The organism is Chloroflexota bacterium (assembly GCA_035652535.1).
In the GTDB taxonomy this organism is placed as follows: Bacteria; Chloroflexota; UBA6077; order UBA6077; family SHYK01; genus DASRDP01.
The window spans coordinates 1-18786 of record DASRDP010000019.1 but is presented as its reverse complement, the minus strand read 5'-3'; the positions used below and the strand labels follow the sequence as shown (position 1 = coordinate 18786).

General features: G+C 65.8%; 18 protein-coding genes. 11 read left to right on the top strand and 7 right to left on the bottom strand.

What is annotated here, in order from left to right; genetic code table 11:
• Positions 1-184 precede the first annotated feature (184 nt).
• Positions 185-1111: a hypothetical protein gene (locus VFC51_03035; protein HZT05977.1), complete on the top strand. Its 927-nt coding sequence runs from the start codon at positions 185-187 to the stop codon at positions 1109-1111.
• Positions 1112-1118: 7 nt separating this feature from the next.
• Here the strand turns inward: VFC51_03035 and ligD are convergent, their stop codons facing one another.
• On the bottom strand, positions 1119-3965 hold the full coding sequence (gene ligD / locus VFC51_03030; GenBank protein HZT05976.1) for a DNA ligase D: 2847 nt from the start codon (positions 3963-3965) through the stop codon (positions 1119-1121).
• A gap of 145 nt (positions 3966-4110) precedes the next feature.
• On the opposite strand from ligD, the gene VFC51_03025 reads away from it, so the two are divergent.
• Positions 4111-4911 carry a Ku protein gene (locus VFC51_03025; protein HZT05975.1) on the top strand — a complete coding sequence of 267 codons (801 nt, stop codon included), beginning with the start codon at positions 4111-4113 and terminating at the stop codon, positions 4909-4911.
• A 171-nt stretch (positions 4912-5082) separates the two neighbouring features.
• The gene (locus VFC51_03020; GenBank protein HZT05974.1) at positions 5083-5814 is read left to right on the top strand and encodes an Ig-like domain-containing protein; all 732 of its coding nucleotides are present in this window, start codon (positions 5083-5085) and stop codon (positions 5812-5814) included.
• A gap of 26 nt (positions 5815-5840) precedes the next feature.
• On the opposite strand, the gene VFC51_03015 is transcribed toward VFC51_03020, so the two are convergent.
• Positions 5841-6917 carry an amidohydrolase family protein gene (locus VFC51_03015; protein HZT05973.1) on the bottom strand — a complete coding sequence of 359 codons (1077 nt, stop codon included), beginning with the start codon at positions 6915-6917 and terminating at the stop codon, positions 5841-5843.
• Positions 6918-7060: 143 nt separating this feature from the next.
• Between VFC51_03015 and VFC51_03010 the strand changes: the two genes are divergently transcribed.
• Entirely contained in the window at positions 7061-8305 is a 1245-nt protein-coding gene (locus tag VFC51_03010) for a CoA transferase (protein ID HZT05972.1), read from the top strand.
• Positions 8305-9429 carry a CoA transferase gene (locus VFC51_03005; protein HZT05971.1) on the top strand — a complete coding sequence of 375 codons (1125 nt, stop codon included), beginning with the start codon at positions 8305-8307 and terminating at the stop codon, positions 9427-9429. The genes VFC51_03010 and VFC51_03005 overlap by 1 nt, the downstream gene beginning before the upstream one ends.
• Before the next feature lie 156 nt (positions 9430-9585).
• Here VFC51_03005 and VFC51_03000 read toward each other — a convergent pair whose 3' ends face one another.
• The gene (locus VFC51_03000) at positions 9586-10719 is read right to left on the bottom strand and encodes an alcohol dehydrogenase catalytic domain-containing protein (protein HZT05970.1); all 1134 of its coding nucleotides are present in this window, start codon (positions 10717-10719) and stop codon (positions 9586-9588) included.
• A gap of 147 nt (positions 10720-10866) precedes the next feature.
• Entirely contained in the window at positions 10867-11352 is a 486-nt protein-coding gene (locus tag VFC51_02995) for a GntR family transcriptional regulator (GenBank protein HZT05969.1), read from the bottom strand.
• Between the two features lie 537 nt (positions 11353-11889).
• On the opposite strand from VFC51_02995, the gene VFC51_02990 reads away from it, so the two are divergent.
• From VFC51_02990 to VFC51_02970, 5 genes are read left to right on the top strand one after another with little or no spacing between them, the layout of a single operon-like run.
• On the top strand, positions 11890-12210 hold the full coding sequence (locus VFC51_02990; GenBank protein HZT05968.1) for a tetratricopeptide repeat protein: 321 nt from the start codon (positions 11890-11892) through the stop codon (positions 12208-12210).
• 4 nt (positions 12211-12214) lie between these two features.
• Entirely contained in the window at positions 12215-12745 is a 531-nt protein-coding gene (locus VFC51_02985) for a hypothetical protein (protein ID HZT05967.1), read from the top strand.
• Positions 12742-12933 (top strand): hypothetical protein, encoded by a 192-nt coding sequence (locus VFC51_02980; GenBank protein HZT05966.1) that lies wholly within the window; start codon positions 12742-12744, stop codon positions 12931-12933. Before VFC51_02985 ends, VFC51_02980 begins: the two co-directional genes overlap by 4 nt.
• Before the next feature lie 43 nt (positions 12934-12976).
• Positions 12977-14734, top strand: a complete 1758-nt coding sequence (locus tag VFC51_02975; protein HZT05965.1) for an ammonium transporter — start codon at positions 12977-12979, stop codon at positions 14732-14734.
• A 25-nt stretch (positions 14735-14759) separates the two neighbouring features.
• Positions 14760-15965, top strand: coding sequence for a cation:proton antiporter (locus VFC51_02970; protein HZT05964.1), 1206 nt, complete (start codon positions 14760-14762; stop codon positions 15963-15965).
• Here the strand turns inward: VFC51_02970 and VFC51_02965 are convergent.
• Both VFC51_02965 and VFC51_02960 read right to left on the bottom strand, forming a co-directional pair.
• Complete coding sequence (locus VFC51_02965) at positions 15950-16432, bottom strand: CBS domain-containing protein (GenBank protein HZT05963.1); 483 nt, start codon at positions 16430-16432, stop codon at positions 15950-15952. The two genes, VFC51_02970 and VFC51_02965, sit on opposite strands and share 16 nt — an antisense overlap.
• 17 nt (positions 16433-16449) lie before the next feature.
• Entirely contained in the window at positions 16450-16827 is a 378-nt protein-coding gene (locus tag VFC51_02960) for a response regulator (protein HZT05962.1), read from the bottom strand.
• Between the two features lie 42 nt (positions 16828-16869).
• On the opposite strand from VFC51_02960, the gene VFC51_02955 reads away from it, so the two are divergent.
• Positions 16870-18141 carry an ATP-binding protein gene (locus tag VFC51_02955; GenBank protein HZT05961.1) on the top strand — a complete coding sequence of 424 codons (1272 nt, stop codon included), beginning with the start codon at positions 16870-16872 and terminating at the stop codon, positions 18139-18141.
• Positions 18142-18273: 132 nt separating this feature from the next.
• On the opposite strand, the gene VFC51_02950 is transcribed toward VFC51_02955, so the two are convergent.
• Positions 18274-18786 (bottom strand): molybdopterin cofactor-binding domain-containing protein (locus VFC51_02950; GenBank protein ID HZT05960.1); only part of this gene is annotated, 513 nt, incomplete at its 5' end.

Below are 18786 nucleotides of genomic sequence, written 5' to 3'. Positions count from 1 at the left end.
CCGATTCATACAGCGCCGCGACGTACCGTGCATAGCGCTCCCGCCCGGGGTGTATAGGATCTGTCGGTCCCCGCACACGCGGCCATTGACAATATTAGTACGTACATACTAATATGAGCGCTTAGCCGTTGCGAATACCGGTGCCGCTCGGCCGGCCCCCACGGCAACTGGAAGAAGGTGGAGTATGCCAATCCTGCGCGCGTTGTTCGTTCCCCTCGCGCTTCTGGCGCTCACGGCCGCCGCCCAGGCTCAGGGGCAGCCGACTGATCCTGAATCGGCCGCCCAACCGGGCGTGCGCACGAACTCTGACCCTGCGGATAGCGCGGCTCGCCTGCTGCAGGCCCTCGATTCGGTCGACGCGGCCGTGGGCCAGGGGGATTGGACCGCTGCACAGACCGCATGGCGTCGTTTCGAGGACATCTGGTTCGAGGTGGAAGACGGATTCAGAGCCGCATCGCGCGACACGTATCGCGCCATCGAGCAACAAATGGATCGCGTCGCGTCCGCGCTGCAGGGAAGCGCGCGAGATTCGGAGGCGATCCTCGGGGAAACGCGCGCCCTCCGTGCCTTGATCCAGCCGATGGCTCCCGCGGCGAGCACGCCCACGCTCCCGGTCGGCCCTGAGGGCCTCGCTCCTTCACCGTCGTCCCAGACAGTCAGCGCGATACCAGCCGCGGCTCGGACTCCGGCGCCGGCGGCCATCCCCACGCGGACGCCGCTGGTCACCGCCATCCCCGCGACGTGCAGCACACCCTCGCTGACCCTCGACCCGCCCTTCCTCAGGAGCGACGGCGTCATCGACTGGCGCGCCCACGGCTTCAAGCCAGGGACCCTCCTCCACATCGCGGTCCTGGGGCCCACGCAGTCGGGAAGCGTGTCCGGTCCCGTGGTGGCGCGGCTGGAGTCTCAGCCGGTCGACCGAAGTTGCAGCGCCCGCTCGGATGAAGGGCTTGCCGCGGACGAGCTTCTCGAAGACTCCCCCGCTCTCCCAACCGGGCATTACGTGCTGGAGGTGCGAGGCATTCGGTGGACCGCGCCGGACTCCCACATTCCGGAGTCAGAGATGCGCATCAACGCGCCGTTCAACTTCTACAACGTCGCCCACCCGTGAGACCGGGTTAGGCGACCGCCAGCGTGGCCCCCAGGTCCACCTTCGCGTCGAGAATCCCTTCCCACGGGTCTCCCCGCGCCCGGAGGCGTTCCGGCGTTGTCGCGATGGTGAAGTCCGTCGGGTAGATTCGGCCCAGCTCGCTCCAGTCGAGCGGCGTGGAGACGCTCGCGCCGGGCGCTGCGCGAGGCGAGAAGATCGCCGATACGGTCTTTGCCCGCGCGTTCTGGTTGAAGTCGACGAACACCTTCCCGGTTCGCTTCGCCACGGCCCACGCCGTGGTGATGGCGTCCGGGTGCATGCGCTCCAAATAGCGGGCGGTCATCTCGGCCGCGGCGTGGATTGCACCGTAAGGGAGCTGACGAAGGACCGGCACGAAGATGTGGAGGCCCGTTCGACCGCTCGTCTTGACGAACGACGGGAGTTTCAGCGCGTCGAGGGTCTCCTTCAGCCACAACGCGACCTCACACGTCCTGCTGAACCCCGAAGGGTTCAATTCGGGCTCCGCTCCTGGTGGCTCGAGGCCGGAATAGATGTACGGGTCCAGGTCGAACACGAGGAAGTCCGGGTAGTCGAACAGCGTGTCGGCGGACGGAGCGGCGGACCCCTCGCCCAGGTTTCCGGCGTCGGGCTCCGGCCGCACGCGCGCGTACGAGGGGTGTAGCTCCATGCTGGCGATCTGGCCGAGCCAGATGAGCGTTGCGAGGTTGTTGCACAGGATGTACTTCTGCGAGCCGCCGGCATGCTTCGAGTAGAGGCGAACGGACTCGACGAACGACGGCGCGTGGCCCGCGTGCTTTTGAAAGAAGCGAGGGCCGTCGATCCCCTCCGGCAGGCGGATCGTCGTCAGAGGACGGTCGCGAAGGTGCGGGAGCAGATGCCGCGCCACGCGCGCGTAGTAGCGAAGGAGCTCGCGCTTGGTGACCGGCCTCCCGCTCGATTCGGGCCACAGAACCTTGTCGAGGTTCGAGACCGGCACGTCGTCGTCCTCCACGTGGAGCGTCATCGCGTCGCGATCGCGCTCCAACTGCTGGAGCACCTCGTCGATGGCGCCTGGCTGATGGTCGGGGCGGACTGGCGACACGGATTCGGGCGCCGGCACAACCTCGGATCTCTGCGCTTCAGTGGGCGCCTTGTCATCCCTCACCCGGACGAGGACCGGGGCGCGGAGGCGCCCGTCGGGCGTCCATTCCGCGAACTTCACCTCCACCACGGTCTCCGGCCGCACCCACGTCGTCTTCGATTTGATGGGCGGGCGTTCGGCAAAGGGACACTCGTCGGTACGCAGCGCATCGAGCCGCGCGCGCAGCGATCGCAAGAGCCGCTCATCGAGACCCGTGCCCACGTGTCCCGCGTACCGGAGACGGCCCTCGTCATCGACGCTTCCCACGAGGAGCGCGCCGAGCGTGTCCGCTCGCGAGCCCAGACCCTGACTGTACCCACCCACCACGAAATCATCGGTTCGCGTGCCCTTGACCTTGAGCCACAGTCGCGACCGCTTACCCGTCTGATACGTACTGCCGCGTTTCTTCGCGACGATGCCCTCGAAACCGTGGTCCAGGGCGGCCCGGTAGGCGATCTCGCCGATCTCGGGGAAGCTGTCGAGGGTTCGCACCCGCTCGCTGGGCTGAAGGAGAGCGGCGAGCGTCTGTTTTCGGTCCTCGATCGGCGTCGCGCGCAGATCGAATCCGTCGAGGTACAGGAGATCGAACACGTAGTACACCAGCGGGATGGTGGCCTCCGCGCGCCGAATCTCCCGCTCGCTCGTCAGATTCATGCGCTGCTGGAGGCGGTGAAACGAGGGGCGCCCATGCTCATCGAGCGCCACGATCTCGCCGTCGAGCGCCGCCTCGCGCAGTCCCCGGCGCGCAAGGTCGGCTGCGATTTCGGGATATTGTCGCGCGACGTCCAGCCCACGCCGGGACACGAGCCGTACGCTCCCTTCTGCCATGAAGCCGATCGCTCGAACGCCGTCGAGCTTGGGCTCGAAGATCCAATCCGGATGGCTGAAGGGCTCTGGCGTGAGGGTCGGGAGCATGGGTGCGATCGATTTCGGGAAAGGCGCTTGCACCGCGCCCGGCAGCAGCTCCGCTCGGACGGGTCCGCCTCGGGTCCGTCGCGTGGTCCGATCGGTCCCCGAGCCGCGCTCCAACGATGCCTTGTCCGCCACACCAGACGCGCCTCTCGACAGTCGAGCCCTCTGGGCGTGGGTCGAACGCTCGGCGCGTCGACGGCCCCTCTCGCTCTCCTGAGCTGGCGCGTCCGACTTCCCGGAGAGGTCAGCAATGGTCTGCCCGCTCACGACCGAGGACTCCGCGGCCAGCGCGTCCGCGTCGGCCGAGGCGAACGCGTCGCGACGCTTGACGAGAAGCCACTCGTCCGCTTTGCGCCGCGTCTTCACCAGCGCCCACCCGCCTCGGAGCCGGTGGCCGCGGAGGATGATCGACACGCGCCCGGATGCGAGGCCCTCACGCATGCGCTGCTCGGCAGCGGCGCGCTGGTCGATGGGCTGGTCGTTCTCGTCCTCCGGCGCGTAGGTTCCCTCGTCCCAGACGATGACCTCTCCGGCTCCATACTCCCCGGCGGGGATGACGCCTTCGAATACCCCGTAGTCGATGGGGTGGTCCTCGACCATGACCGCGAGCCGCTTGTCCGCCGGGTTCAGGGAGGGTCCGCGCGGCACGGCCCACGACTTCAGCACGCCGTCCAGCTCGAAGCGAACGTCGTAATGCAAGCGCCGTGCGCGGTGCTTCTGGACGACGAAGCGCAGCGGCGCGCCGTTCTTCGACCGGCGGCGGGGCTTGGGCTCGGGCGTCGCCGAGAAATCGCGTCGTTGCCGATACTGTTCCAGGGTCATCTCACACCCGCGGTGACGAAAGAGACTTTCACTCCTTCATACATACCGCGCGCGGCCCCTTCCGCGCCGCTTCGACATGACCCGGTGGCACTGTGACATCCGGTCAATCAATCCTCGGTAGGATTGATCAAGGAGTCATTGAGCCATGGCCGCGCGAGCGATCTGGCGGGGCGCCATCAGCTTCGGGATGGTGACGATCCCTGTCTCTCTGTATCCAGCGACGCAGACGAAAGACATTTCCTTCCACCTCCTGCACAAAGAGGACCACGCGCGGCTGCGCTTCGTGCGGTGGTGCCCGGTGGACGAGCGCGAAGTCCCGAACGACGAAATCGTCCGCGGGTACGAATTCGCGAAAGGGCAGTACGTCGTCCTGGACGATCAGGACTTCGAAAAGCTCCCACTTCCCAGCAAGCACACCATCGAGATCTCGGCCTTCGTCGAGGCGAGCGAGATCGCGCCTGTGTATTTCGAGCGCGCCTATTATCTGGAGCCCCAGGAGATCGGCGTGAAGCCGTACCGCCTCTTCCTCGAGGCCCTGGAGCGGAAGCAGCTCGTCGCCCTCGGCAAAGTCGCGCTCCGCCACCGCGAGCACTTGTGCGCGCTGCGGCCGAGCGGCGGCGCCGTCGAGCTGGAGACCCTCTACTATGCGGACGAGATCCGGGAGCGTCCCAAGGTTGCAGAGGCGAGCGTGTCCGAGGGAGAGCTCGACATGGCATCGTCCCTCATCGATTTGCTGCGGAAGAACTTCGAGCCCGACACGTACCACGACGAGTACCGGACGGCGCTGCTGGAGCTGATCGAGGCCAAGCAGCAGGGCCGCAAAGTGGTGGTGGAGGCCGCGCCGGCCGAGGGCAAGGTCACCGACCTGATGGAAGCGCTGCGCAAGAGCGTCGAGGCCGCGAGGAAAACCGAGACGAAAGCGCGCCCTCGCCGAAAAGCCAGTTAGGCGGTCCGCGCATCGACTGCGGATCCCGGATCCTCTGGAATGGGAACGGGCGACTCCTGGATGGGCGGGTGGGTCACGGTTGGCCGTTCAGCAAGGCGAACGACTTGACCATCCTGTTGCCCTCCCTGCAATACTGGAAGAAGGACCAACGCACCATTGGAGGGTCGCCGCATGAAGCTCCATCGCCTGCCGGCTCGCTGGCTTGCCGTCGTCGCCGCGTCGCTCATCGTCGCGCTCCCCACCGCGCCGGCGCTGGGGCAGCCTACCGCCGCATCCACGATCCTCATCTCCATCGATAGTCCGACCGAAGGCGCCACGGTCACCAATGGAACCCAGATCGACGTCGGCGGCTGGGCGGTGGACACGGCGGGCACCGGGACCGGGGTCGATATGGTCCGAGTCTACCTCGACAATCGGATGGAGGCTGCGGGCACGCTTCTGGGCACAGCCCAATACGGCTGGTCGCGGCCAGACGTGGCCACGGCCCTCGGCAACCCAGGGTATTCGGGCTCGGGCTTCAATTATCTCTGGACGCCGACCGGTCTCAGCGAGGGGCAACATACCCTCTACGTCTATGCCCACTCGACGGTCAGCGGTTGGGGCTACAAGACCGTGGCCGTGACCGCGCACGGGGCATCCGCGACTCCGACGCCGACCCGCTACGGGACCTATGGGCCCGGCTACGGCGGCGGGTACGGCGGAGGGTATGGGGGTATGTATGGCATGGGACCCTATGGCCCAATGGGTCCAGGCGGCTATCCCGGCGGGATGTACGGGGCCTATCCGCCGTACATCGGATCGCCGTATTACCCGCCGTTTTACCCGGGCTATCCCTACTACCCGGGCGGCAATCCGCCCGATCGGGTGTGCATCATGATCTATCCCCCGCCACCCGGCTGCTGACGCGCGACGAGGCGCCGTCCGATCGCTTAGATCCCGTAGAGCGCCTTCGGGTTCGCCTCGACGATGTTCCTGATGGACTCGGGCGAAATGTCGGCGCTGCGCTTGAGTATCGAGATCGCGTCCAGCTCCGACGACGCGTCGAAGTGGCCGTAGTCGGTCCCGATCACAATGTTGTGCTCGCCCGCGTGCTTCAGCACGAACGGCAGATCGTCGTTCGTCTGACACGTGACGTACACGCGGCTCTCGGCGAGGGGATTGTCGGGAATGGGCTTGCCGGCGACCGCGAACCGCTCCTTCGTGTCCGCCACGACCCAGGGCACCCACTGCGCGCTCGCCTCGATGAATCCCCATCGCAAGCGAGGGAACTGGTTGGGCAGCTCGCTCGTCAGCACCTGCTGGCACGCCATCACCGTGGGGATGCGAAAGGCGGAGAAGCCGCCGCCCTGCTGATAGGGTGAGCGGAACAGATCGAGGATTCCGGGGTTGCCGTTCGCGATGTGCACAGCGATGGGCATGTCGAGCCGCTCGGCCTCCTGATAGATGGGGTAGAAGTACGGGTCAACCAGGAGGCGATTGCCCTCGACCGGCCGCATGCAGACCGCGACCGCTCCGTGCGCCTTGGCGATGCGCATCTCCTCCAGCGCATCCGGAATGCTGAGGATGGGCGGGAGCATCGACCAGCGGAGGCGGCCCTTGCCCTGCCGCCAAATGTCCGCCAGCCAGCGATTCCACGACCGGCACAAAGCGACGTCGACCTCGGGTCGGTCGCCCATCTGCTCGATACCGATGGTGTTGTGGAGGACTTGGATGTCGATCCCCAGCCGATCCATGTCCTTCAGCCGCAGGTCGACGTCGTCCATCTGACGCGCCGCCTGATTGGTGACCACGTCGCGCCCGGTGCGCTCCGTCTGCCGCGCCAGCTCCTGCTCGGTGAGGGTCAGCGGCCGAAAACCCCGGAGCTTCCCGTCGATGAGCCATCGCTCGCCGCGCGTCTCCCCGCGCGGCGCGACGAGCTGCGGGCGATACTTGCGGTCCTCGGGGTCGAGGAAGTCCCAGGTGTGCTCCGTCTCGAGCACGTGCGCGTCGGCGTCGATGGTGATCATGCTCCCACCCCTGATTTGAAGCCTCATGCAAGTGTAGCGCCATCATCGGCGCGCGAGATGGAGTATCTTTCCCACTCGACAGCTTCGAGCCACGTGCCAATGGCGGCGCTTCGCCGCCGCCGTCCCGACCGGAGGTGGAGACGATGACGAGCCTTGCCCCTTCCCCATCGAGCGCGCCGCAAGGAGGCGGTCCGCTGGCAGGCGTTCGCGTGCTGGACTTCAGCCACATCCTGGCCGGGCCATACTGCACGCGCATCCTGGCCGACCTCGGCGCCGATGTGGCCAAAGTGGAGTCCCACAGCAGGCCGGACGCAACCGGCGCCGTACGTCTGCCGCCCGAGTACACGGGCCGCCGCGATCGTTCCACCTCCTTCCTCAACACCAATCGCAACAAGCGATCGATCACCATCAACCTCAAGTCCGACGGCGGGAAGGCGCTCGCTGCGCGGCTCGCATCGGTCGCGGATGTGCTCGTGGAGAACTTCAGCGCGCGGGTGATGGATCGGCTGGACCTGGGCTACCGTCATCTCCAGCCCGTGAACCCGCGCCTGATCTACGTCAGCATGTCCGGCTATGGGCACAATGGGCCGCGGCGCGATTGGACGAGCATGAACTCGAATCTGCAGGCGTACACGGGGCTCATGATGGTGAATGGGACCGAAGAAGACGAGCCCATCTCCATCTCGAACTCCTGGAACGACTATATGGGCGGGCTGCATGCGACCGTTGGCATCCTCCAGGCCCTGGCGCGGCGCGCCAAGACCGGCGTCGGCATGAATCTCGACCTCGCCCAATTCGAGTGCAGCGTCGCGACCGTCGGCCCCTTACTGCTGGCGAGCGCCGTGAACGGCGAGGCGCCGACTCGCCTCGGCAATCGATCCACGTCCGTGGCGCCACAGGGCTGCTATCGCTGCGCCGGGCGCGATGAATGGTGCGTCATCAGCGTCCAGACGGATGAGCAGTGGCGCGCGCTTCTGGACGTGATGGAGGCGAACGGCCGTTTCCGCGAGCCCGATTTCGCGACGGTGCTCGGTCGCCTGGCGCGTCACGACGAGATCGACCGGGCGATCGAGAGCTGGACGAGCGAGCTGGCGAAGGAAGAGGTGGAACGGCGGCTGCGTGCCGCCGGCGTCCCCGCCGAGCGAATGCGCCGCGCCAACGAGGTGCTCGAGACGGGCGAAGGCGAGCGCGTGTTCGCCGCGGTCGAGGACCCGCCGGGCCACCCCATCCGCGCAACCGCGCTACCCCTGGCGTTCGGCGCGAGCTCCATCACGCCCATTGCGCCGGCTCCGCGCGTTGGCGAGCACACCGACGCTGTGCTTCGCGACTGGCTGGGACTCGCCGACGGGGAGATCGAACGCCTGGCTGCAGATGAGGTGCTCGTCTGATGGCCCGGGTTATCGACCTCACGAGCCCAATTGCCGCGTACGCGTGCCGGCTCCTGGCCGAAACCGGCCACGACGTCGTGCGCGTCGAGCCGCGCTCGGGAGACGCGCTTCGGCGCATGGGGCCGTTCCTCGGAGGTGACTGCACGCTCGAGAACGGCGCCTTTCACACGTTCTTGAACGCGCGCAAACGCAGCTTCACGCCGGACCTCTCGACCGGCGACGGCCAGCGCGTGGCGCTGGAGCTGGTCGCGCGGTCGGACGCCGTCGTGGCGAGCCTGCCGCTCCCCATCGACGAGCCCCTGCTGCGCGCGGCGAACCCGAACCTCGTGCTCGTCCGTGTCGACGACGGTGAGCCGGAAGCCTGCGTCTACGCGCGCTCGGGCCTGCTCGCCCTCACCGGGCATCCGGGGCAGCGGCCCTCCCTCATGGGCGGGCACGTGGCGAACGCGGCGACAAGCCTGCACGTCGCTGTGGCCGCGTCCGCGGCGCTGCTCGTCCAACAGCTCGCCGGCACCGGGCAGACCGTCGACGTCTCGGCCCGGGAATGCCTCATGTCCCTCGCCGAGCAATCCGTGATCACCTACACGTCGAGCGGCCGGGTCACCGAGCGGCGCGGGTATCGCGGCGCCGTTACCGCGATTTCCGGCGCCTTTCCGTGCGCCGATGGCTACTGGATGCTCAGTGTACCCAGCACCGCGGAGCGGTGGGCCAACTTCATGGAATGGGTACAGGACCCGGATCTCATGGCGGACGCGTCCCTGCTCAATGAGGCGGAGCGCAACGAGAAGAAGGACTTCGTCCTCGATCGACTGACCGAGTGGTCGGCGCGTTTCCCCAAAAACGAGCTGGTGCAGGAGGCGCAGTCGCGCCACATCCCGGCCTCGCCGGTCAGCACGCCGCTGGACCTCGTGAGCGACCCACAGCTCATCGCGCGCGGCTTCTTGCGCGACGTGGAGCACCCCGACCTGGGGGCGATGCGGTTTCCGATAGGCGCGCTGGCCCTACTGTGGGGCACGGAGCCCGGTTTCGCGCCGCGCCTCGGGCAGCACAACGGTGAGATCCTGACGGAGCTCGGGTACACCGCCGCGCAGCAGCGGAGCTTGGTTGAGAGCGGGGCGATGTAGCGCGGCGCAGCTGGCCGTGGGATGCTCCCTCTTGTGCCCGGTGGGCTCTGGCGTTCTTCACGGCGGCCCCACCCGAACGGATGGGCCCGCGCGTGGCACGTCGCCGCTCAGAGCTGGCGCACTCGGTGAGTGCCAGTAGATGCCGAGCACGTTGCCCTAATTCGCCGCGTACATCGGCCACAACGGGTCGTTCTCGCCACGCTCCTCGATGAAGTCGAGCGCGTCATTGACGCCGTCGAGAGTGAAGTACCGCGTCGTAATCGGACGGGTATCGATGACTCCGCGCCGCGTCAGCTCCAACAGCTCTTCCACGTCCACCAGGAACCGCCCCGTCACGCTGGTGAACTCGATGGAGCGAATCATGAGGTAGCGGAGCGGAAGAGCAAGAACCTCCGGGTTCGAGCCGATGAGGGCGACGCGTCCACCGGGCTCGAGACTCTTGATGCACTCGATTGTCGACTCGATACCGCCAGGCGCCAGCTCGGCCAGCACCGACGCTCCCATTCCTTCGGTCAGCTCCTTCACCCGCGCGGTGATCGATTCGCCGCGGCCCAGGGCGATGGTCGAGATGCGGGCAGGATCGATGGCGCGAACGCGCTCCAGGCGCACGGGGTTGCGCGCCACGGCGATCACGTGGGCTGCGCCCATGGTCAGCGCCGCCAGCACCGTTCCGATCCCGGTGATACCGGACGCCCCGTTCACGAGCACAACCTCGCCACTGTGAAGCCGCGCCCGTTTGAGGGCGCGATAGCCGACGTTGATCTGGGACACCTTGCAGAACTCGTCGACGTCGTCCTCCGGGTGGAGGCGCGCCAGGTTGGTGGCCGGGACACGGCAGTATTCCGCCCAGAGTCCATCCTTGTACCGCTGGAGGCGCGGGCTCGACTGGCCGAACTTCGTCAGAAACCCCATGGTCTTCTTCGAGTAGCAGAGGTGCTGGCGCTCGGTGCGACAATACTTACAGTGCCCGCAGGTCATCGAGCATACGACGACCACGCGATCCCCCACGCGGACGTTTCGGACGTCCGGTCCGACCTCAACCACTTCGCCCATCCCGTCGTGGCCAATGGTCATCGGCAGGTCCGGGATCGTTTGGACGTCCGGACTGTAGCTCACGGCGTCCTCGCGCATGTGCACATCGCCATGGTTCAGTCCCGCGCGGAGGACGCGGACCAGGACCTCGCCCTCGCTCACCTCGGGAATCGGGACTTCGTCGACGTGAACGATCCCGTGAGATCCCGCCGCGCCTGAGAACCCGTGGATCCGCGCCGCCTTCATCGATCCATTCATGCACGCCTTCCTGCTCTCGAGGTGACCCATTCTACCCTTGCGCCCGCGCAGGATCACCGCGCGCGCGATGCGCGGCTGAGATTGCGGATTCGGGGGACATCGAGCAGACAGCGCGGCTGGGAACGACCCGTGGGCCACGTCGGGAGGCTACTGGTTGCTGAGGCCGATGCTGGGGGAAGCGATGTCGACGACGACGGCCTGCCCATCGCGCAGCTCCAGCCACCCGATCGAGGCCTCGGTCGTCGAGACGACGACCTCCTGTCCGCCAATGACTTGCGTGGTAACCTCGGCGGTGGCGCCGCGACGGCGGATCGATTTCACGTGCACGCGCAGGCGGATGCGGCCCGGACCGGCGACCTGGCCGTCATCCGGCGCGTCGGCGGCCAGGTGGTTGGAGGCGACGACCGCTCGCTCCCACGTCGCGTGCTTCGTCAGCACATGCTCGCGGACGAGCAGATTGATGGCGCGACTCACCGTCGCCACGTTCACGCGTGCGGCCCGCGCGATCTCCTGCTGCGATGGGAGATGGTCGCCCGCCTGCAAACGCCCAGCGTCGATCGCCTCTCGGATCGCTCGGGCGAGGCTCCTGTAGAACGGGCGGTCGCTCCTCGGGGGGAGCGCAAACTCACGCACGCGACCAAGCTGCCTCGAAGCGGGATGTGCCGGCCACATTGCAGCCGGACGGAAGCCGGTTCGCACTATGCCACACACCGGCCCGCAGATTGATCGGCATAATGAATAAATTGCGAGCCTACCGATTGGTAGAACTAGCTAAGTCCTTGAATGGCCTCGCTTTCAACCCCATTCCCATCACCCCCGCCTGTCACATGAAGGCTACGGCTGTGCCTCGTCGATCGATTGCTGAACGCTCAGCCGTAGTTTGAGATGAATGATCTAAAGCAAGCATGCGTTCTTGAGTCATTCTAACCATGGTATCGGCGTCCATCACACGGTAAATTTGGGCGCGTTTTCCGTGGCAAGGAGGTGCCGATGGCTACATCAGACGCTGACTCAGCCGAATCAGGCACTGCTGTGACCCGCTTAGGCGACAGTGCGCCCGTTCTCTTGCAGGCGCGAGATGAGCCAGTGCCGGCCCCCTCGCGCGCCGAATCCGTTCGCGCGCCAGACCCCGTGGCGTGGTGGAACGTGAGGCCCGCCCCGAACGATCTGGTGCTGGCGAAAGACAATTTTGAGGCGCGGCTTGCCGCGGACCCGAACGATTACGAGGCGCTCACTCGCCTCGGCGAGATCGATCTGCGAATGGGATTGACGTCCGACGCGCAACGTCTGCTCTTCCGCGCGTCGCTGCTGCGCCCGCCGAGCTGGCAGGCGTACCAGTATGTCTCATTGTTGCTGAGGCGAGCCGAGGAAAACGCGCGCACCAGCTTTGACCGCCCGGCCGGTGCGCCGCCGCCCGGCCTCTGGTGTCTCCGGGGACTACTGTCGGGTATCAGACGCGTGCCGCGTGGTTCGCGCGAAAGCCTGAAGTGAGGACATGACCAACGCAGCCGCGACCCTCTTGCTCTTCGCGATGCTCGCCATCATGGCAGCGAAATCCATACCCATCGTTCAGGCGCCGCTCGCGGGAAAGCCGCTACTCGACATTCGCGTGCCGCTGCTCTTCAGGGCCCTGGGGCAGCGGGTAAATGTGCTCTGCATCCTCGCTGTGCTGGTGCTCGGGTCGGGGGCCATCGGCGAGCGCTGGATTGACCGTCAGCTTTTCCTATTCGTGCTCGTGGCGGTGGTCGGCATGCTCATGATCCCGAGCCGGTATCGCATCACCACAGCGGGCCTCTCCCCGAGCCGCTCGGTGTTCCGTCCGTGGTCGGACTTCGAGCGATGGGAGGCCAGCGGCAACGTCGTGTACCTGCGCGGCAGATCGCGCTTTGGGTCCGTTCGCCTCTTCGTGAGCGGTCGCGATCGCGAGGAGCTGATTCGGGTCCTCAGCCGACATCTCCGAAATCAGAAAAGAGACACCCCTGGCTCATCGGACCGCGTCGGGCCAGACAAAGGAGGGAATCGATGACCTATGGCGCAAAAGAAAGCAATCCATCTGAGGGGTCGGGGCTGGGCTTGCTCGTCCTGGGACTGGCGCTCGTGAGTGCTGGCTGGGCGTATGGCACGGGGGTGATCCAGGCCGTCGTCGTCATTTGTGGCATCGCTGGCTTTGTTGCGGCGTTCGCCGTTCTGCGGCAGGCGCGGCTCGCGGGATAGCTCGGGGTTGCAATTGAGAGACTTGGTAAGGAGAAGGGAACCGATGTTGAGAGAAATCGTCAAACGCCGTGCGCTCGCGCACCTCGCGCTGTTGTTCCTCGCACTCCCGCTTTCGGTCCTCATTCTGGTCGGATGCGGAAACTCAATGGCATCGACCGCGAAGGGCGACCCCGCCGGCACGGCGACTGGGAGCAAAGGTGACGTGGTCGGACAGGTGGACGGCGCGCCCCTGTGGATCGGGAAGGACGGCAAACCTACAAACGACCTGTCGTCCGCCGCTAAGGACAAGGAGGGCAATCCGATCTCCGAGATTGACCAGGCGAAGGATCGCGAGCCACTGGCGTTCGCGCTGTCGAACATGGTCGGCCAGAACCGCGTCGCCATCAACATCGTCTGGACCCTCGTAACCGGCTTCCTTGTCATGTTCATGCAGGCCGGCTTCGCCCTCGTCGAAGCCGGATTTACCCGGGCCAAGAACGCAAACCACACCATGATGATGAACTTCATGATTTACGGGCTCGGAATGCTCGGCTTCTACATTTGTGGCTTTGCATTCATGTTCGGCGGTCTGGGGGGCATCGCAACGATGGGCGGCGGCTCCGCCCTCGACTCCGCAGGTGAGGCCTCCATCAACCTATTCGGGAAACCGTTCGGCTTGTTCGGTACGAATGGGTTCTTCCTGGCCGGCGGGACCTACGACGTGGCCGTTGCGGTCATGTTCCTCTTCCAGATGGTGTTCATGGACACGGCGGCGACGATCCCCACCGGCGCTATGGCCGAGCGATGGAAGTTTTCGGCATTCTGCGTGTTCGGCTTCTTCTGCTCGACGCTCACCTACCCAATTTTTGGAAACTGGGCCTGGGGCGGCGGATGGCTCTCGCAACTCGGTGCGAACTTCGGCCTGGGCCACGGCTATGCCGACTTCGCCGGCTCAGGCGTCGTTCACTCGGTTGGCGGCTGGATGGGACTCGCAGGCGCGATGGTCCTCGGTCCGAGAATTGGGAAATTCAACAAAGACGGATCTCCCAATGCGATCCCCGGTCACAACGTGGTGATCGCGGCGCTGGGCACATTCATCCTCGCGTTTGGGTGGTTCGGCTTCAATCCGGGGAGCACCCTTGCCGCCTCGGGGAGCGGCGCCTTGCGCATCGGCCTCATCGCGGTGAACACCATGCTGGCGGGGGCGGCGGCGTCGCTCGCTGCGATGCTCTACATGTGGATCACGCGCGGCAAGCCTGACGCAGGCATGATGATCAACGGGATTCTCGCCGGTCTCGTGGCCATAACGGCCCCGAGCGGGTTTGTCAGCCCGGTTTTCTCCGTCGTCATTGGGCTCATCGCAGGCGTGCTCGTGTGCTGGGCCGTGTGGTTCTTTGATAACGTCGCGAAGGTCGACGACCCGGTAGGCGCCATCTCCGTGCACGGGGTGTGCGGGGCCTGGGGTGTCCTCTCCCTCGGTCTCTTCGCCGATGGGACCAGCAACTACGGCGGCTCCTGGAACACAGTGCCTGGCAGCGTCACGGGCCTTCTCTATGGCGATCCGGGCCAGTTCGTGGCCCAGGTCATCGGTGTCGTCGCCTGTTTCACCTACGTCTTCGGCCTGAGCTACGCGTTCTTCAAAGTCGTGGACAGCATCATCGGAATGCGGGTCGCTCCGGAGGTGGAGCTGAGCGGCCTGGACATTCCCGAAATGGGCGCATTCGCCTATCCACAGGACTATCCGGGCGTTGGCTCAGTGTACCCGGTGCCATCGAACGGCGCGACCGCGGGCGCGCCTGCCGCCGTTCCGGTTGGAGGGTAGGCGGGTGACAGCAGCCGGATAGCTCGTGTTCCTTGTCGAGTTGGCCGTCATACTCCTCGCGGCCAAGGCCGCTGCCGATCTCTCGAGCCGCTTGGGCCAGCCACCAGTCCTCGGACAGTTGGTGGCTGGCCTCGCGCTCGGTTCAGCAAGCGTGCTCCTGCCGGTCGATCCGTTCGGGAACGGCGTCGGAGAGCAGCTCGACCTCCTCGCGAATCTCGGGGTGCTGGTGCTCATGTTCGTCGCCGGGCTGGAGACAGATTGGCAGCAACTCAAGTCCGTGGGGCGAGCCGCCTTTACGTCGGCGTCGCTGGGCGTCCTCATGCCCCTCGTGGCGGGCTGGGCGGCCGGTCTTGCCTTTCACCTGTCTGGGACCGAGGCGGCATTTCTCGGGGTGATCCTCACGGCGACGTCCGTTAGCATCAGCGCCCAAACGCTCCTCGAGTTGGACTGTCTGCAGACGATCGAGGGAGCGACGATTCTCGGCGCCGCGGTGATCGACGATGTGATCGGACTCGTCGTCTTTTCCATCGCCGCCGCCGCGTCGGGCGCTGGCGGAGGGCAAATGCCGCTACCAATTCTCGGCGCCAGCCTGGCTGCGTTCTTCGCGGTCGCGCCCACCATCGGGAGCGCCGTAGCGCGCCGCCTCATCGGATTGGCCCACGCTATGCGCGGCAGCGAGGCGCCGTTGGCGGTGGCCATGGCGGTGGCGCTCCTCTACGCCGCCCTGGCCGCCCAGGTCGGGATTGCGGCCATCACCGGCGCCTACCTGGCCGGCTTGCTGATCAATCGAGAGGATCGGTACCCCGAGCTGACGGACCGGGTGAAGATTCTCGGCAACAGTTTTTTCGTCCCGATATTTCTCGTGAAGACCGGGATGGACGCTCACCTGGAGGCGGTCGGGCCGGTATTCACACTCGTCATGGTGATCAGTATCATCGCCATCGTGAGCAAGATCCTCGGGTGTGGCTTTGGCGCCCGAATCTGCGGACTCACGGCATATCAGAGCACAGTCGTCGGGGTCGGGATGATCTCACGCGGCGAGGTTGCGCTCATCACAAGCAGCCTCGCGCTGCACGCGCGCGTCATCTCGCCGCTGCTCTTCTCCGCGACGGTGCTCATCGTCGTCGTTACGACAATCGTGACGCCACTCCTACTCAGGCTGGTTCTCATGCGCTCGTCGGCCGAGCCAGCCATGGAATGGGCGCCGAGCGGCGTTCAGGCGTCGGACTGACGGAGGAGATTTGCCAGCAGCTCGAACAAACTCAGGTATCCGAGGAGTCGACCCTGCTCGTCGATCAGTGGGGTGGCGCTGTCGCCCCTGCGGATCATGCCGACCAGCAGGTCCTGGAGCAACGCGTCAGGCGTGGTCGCGTCGCATGGGACCATGAGGTCGTGGGCAGTCTGGGGCGCGCCCTTTGCGGCGTGGAGCAGTGTTCTCGCGTCAAGGTCGCCGATCGAGGGCCAGATCGATTGCGGGAGCACGAGCCGTACGAGGTTTGTGTCGAGACGACGCTCGGGGATGATTCCCAGCAAGCGATCATCGTCGTCGACGACGAAGACGGCACGGGCATGCGGATCGCCCGCGAGGGCGGACACGACAGAGGAGAGCGAGTCGGTGACATGCACGACCGGGGGCCCAAGGTGAAGAAGGCTGGGGAAGTCTCCCACCGGACGGCGCCACACCGGTATCTTTGCCACTGCCAAGCTCGCAACCCTCAGGCTCGGCCCCGACGCGCGATCTGTGCGCGTACGCGCGCGATCAACTCCGTCGGAACGAACGGCTTTGCGATGAAGTCATCGGCACCGGCCGAGAAGCCAGCGGCCTTGGTCTCTGCATTCGTCTGCCCGCTGAGGAGAACGATGGGAATTTCGCTGAATCGGACATCCCGCTTTAGCCGACTGCAGAGGCCAAGCCCATCATCGGACGCCAGCCCGATGTCCAGCAAGATGGCGTCGGGCCGCAATTGTTCAAGCACGTCATCGATCTGGCTCGCGTCGGAGAGGGACGCCAATTGGACATCAGCATCGCGCAGTGCAAACTCCAGCGCACGAGCGATCCGCGGCTCGTCGTCGACAAGCAATATCCGTGGCATAGAAGAAATGATATCAAGTCAGGATTGAGCGGTCAAATTCGGATGGTAGACAGTCAGAATCGTGCGGACGGCGAACTCGAACGCCGCATTCGCGAGCTCACCTTCCTCGAGCGGATCGTCCGGATCAGCTCGTCCCGGCTCGACCATGCAGAGATGCTGCGCTCCATCATCGAGGAGACCGTATCGGCCACGGGAACGCAGGTGTGCTCGCTATATCTCTGGGATGACGCCGAGAAGGCGTTGATCCTCGCAGCGACGAACGGACTTTCTCCGTTGGCGATCGGGCAGCTCCGCCTGGGGCTCGGGGAGGGCGTCACTGGCTGGGTCGCCGCCGAGCGACGGCCCCTCGCGGTGCCGGACGTGCGCGACGAACCCCGGTTCAAGTGGGTCGCCAACGTCGATCAGGAGCGATTCGTTTCGATGCTCTCGGTCCCGATCGTCCGGCGGGACCGCCTCGTGGGTGTCATGAACGTACAGACGGTCGAGGCCCACGTGTTCACCGAGGAGGAGATCGACTATGTCTCGGCCGTCGCGGCGCAACTGGGTGACATCATCGAGCTAAGCGTGCTCTCCCACCGTCTCGCCAAGCAGCTCGACCTCGAGCGCGAGGCCGTATCCCGCCTCCAGGCACTGGACGAGGGCAAATCAAACCTCATGTCCATGCTCTCTCACGACTTTCGCGGCCCGCTCACGATCGCCAACGCCTATCTCCATGGGCTCATCGACCACGTCGACGGCGATGTCCGCCACGCGTGCGCAGAGGTGGCTACGGAGCTGCAGAACCTGCAGAAGATGGTGGACAACGTGATGTTGTCGCTTCAGATCGAGGCTCAGCATCACCTTGCCCTTGACGTCGAGGAGTTCGACCTGGTCTCCGCGATCCAGGCGCAGAGTCGCCGGATGCAGCACACAACCGACGGCCACACGATCTCCGTCCAGTCCCAGGTCCCTGAGCTGCGTATCACGGCGGATCGGCTGAAGGTACAAACCGTCGTCGTCAATCTTCTTGGAAATGCGATCAAGTACACGCCAACGGGCGGAAGGATCGACGTGGAGATTCGCCGAGATGAACAGTGGGCGGAGGTGACGGTGACTGACCACGGCATCGGCCTCGGCGAGCGCGATGCGGAAACACTCTTCGAGCGATATGGACGGGGGGAATCAGCGCTGGATCTCGGGATCGCGGGACACGGGCTCGGGCTGTTCATTTGCCGGCAAATCGTCGAGGCGCACGGGGGCCGAATCTACGCCCGGTCGGGCGAGGACGGCACCCGGTTCATATTCAGGCTCCCTTTCGCCGCCACGACCGAATAGCTGCACGGTCCGCCGAGAGATTTCGGGCAAGTACAGGCCGTGGGACCGACCTTTGATGGACGAACGACGCCAGCCCGTCCGTGGTAAACCCGTCAAACCACGAGACGGCCGGCCGTTCGTCCTTCAACGGGTCTACCCCCTCAGCGTTCTGGCGGCGTCGATCAGCTCCAACAGCCGATCCGGTCGGAGCGACATCCGGTCGACGTTGACGTCGAGGGGCTTCAGCGCGTCCTCGACGGCGTTGGCGACGACAGCCGGGACCGGCATCGTCCCCCCTTCGCCTGCCCCTTTGATCCCCTCCGGGTTGAGCGGTGAGAGGGTCTCCACGTGCCCGACGGCGATGTTCGGTACCTCCATCGCCGTCGGGATGACGTAGTCCATGTAGCTCGTCGTGTGGGGCTGGCCTTCGTCGTCGTAGACCATCTCTTCGTACAGGGCGTTCCCGATTCCCTGCGCCACGCCGCCGCGCACCTGCCCGTCCACGACTGTCGGATTGATCACCTTGCCGCAATCGTGGACTACCGCGTAGCGCCTGAGCGCCACCTGGCCGGTCTCGACGTCGACCTCGACGATTCCAACGTGTACGCCGCTGGCATAGGTGTTCGCGGTCGGATGAAAGTAGCGCGTCGTCTCCAGGCCCGGCTC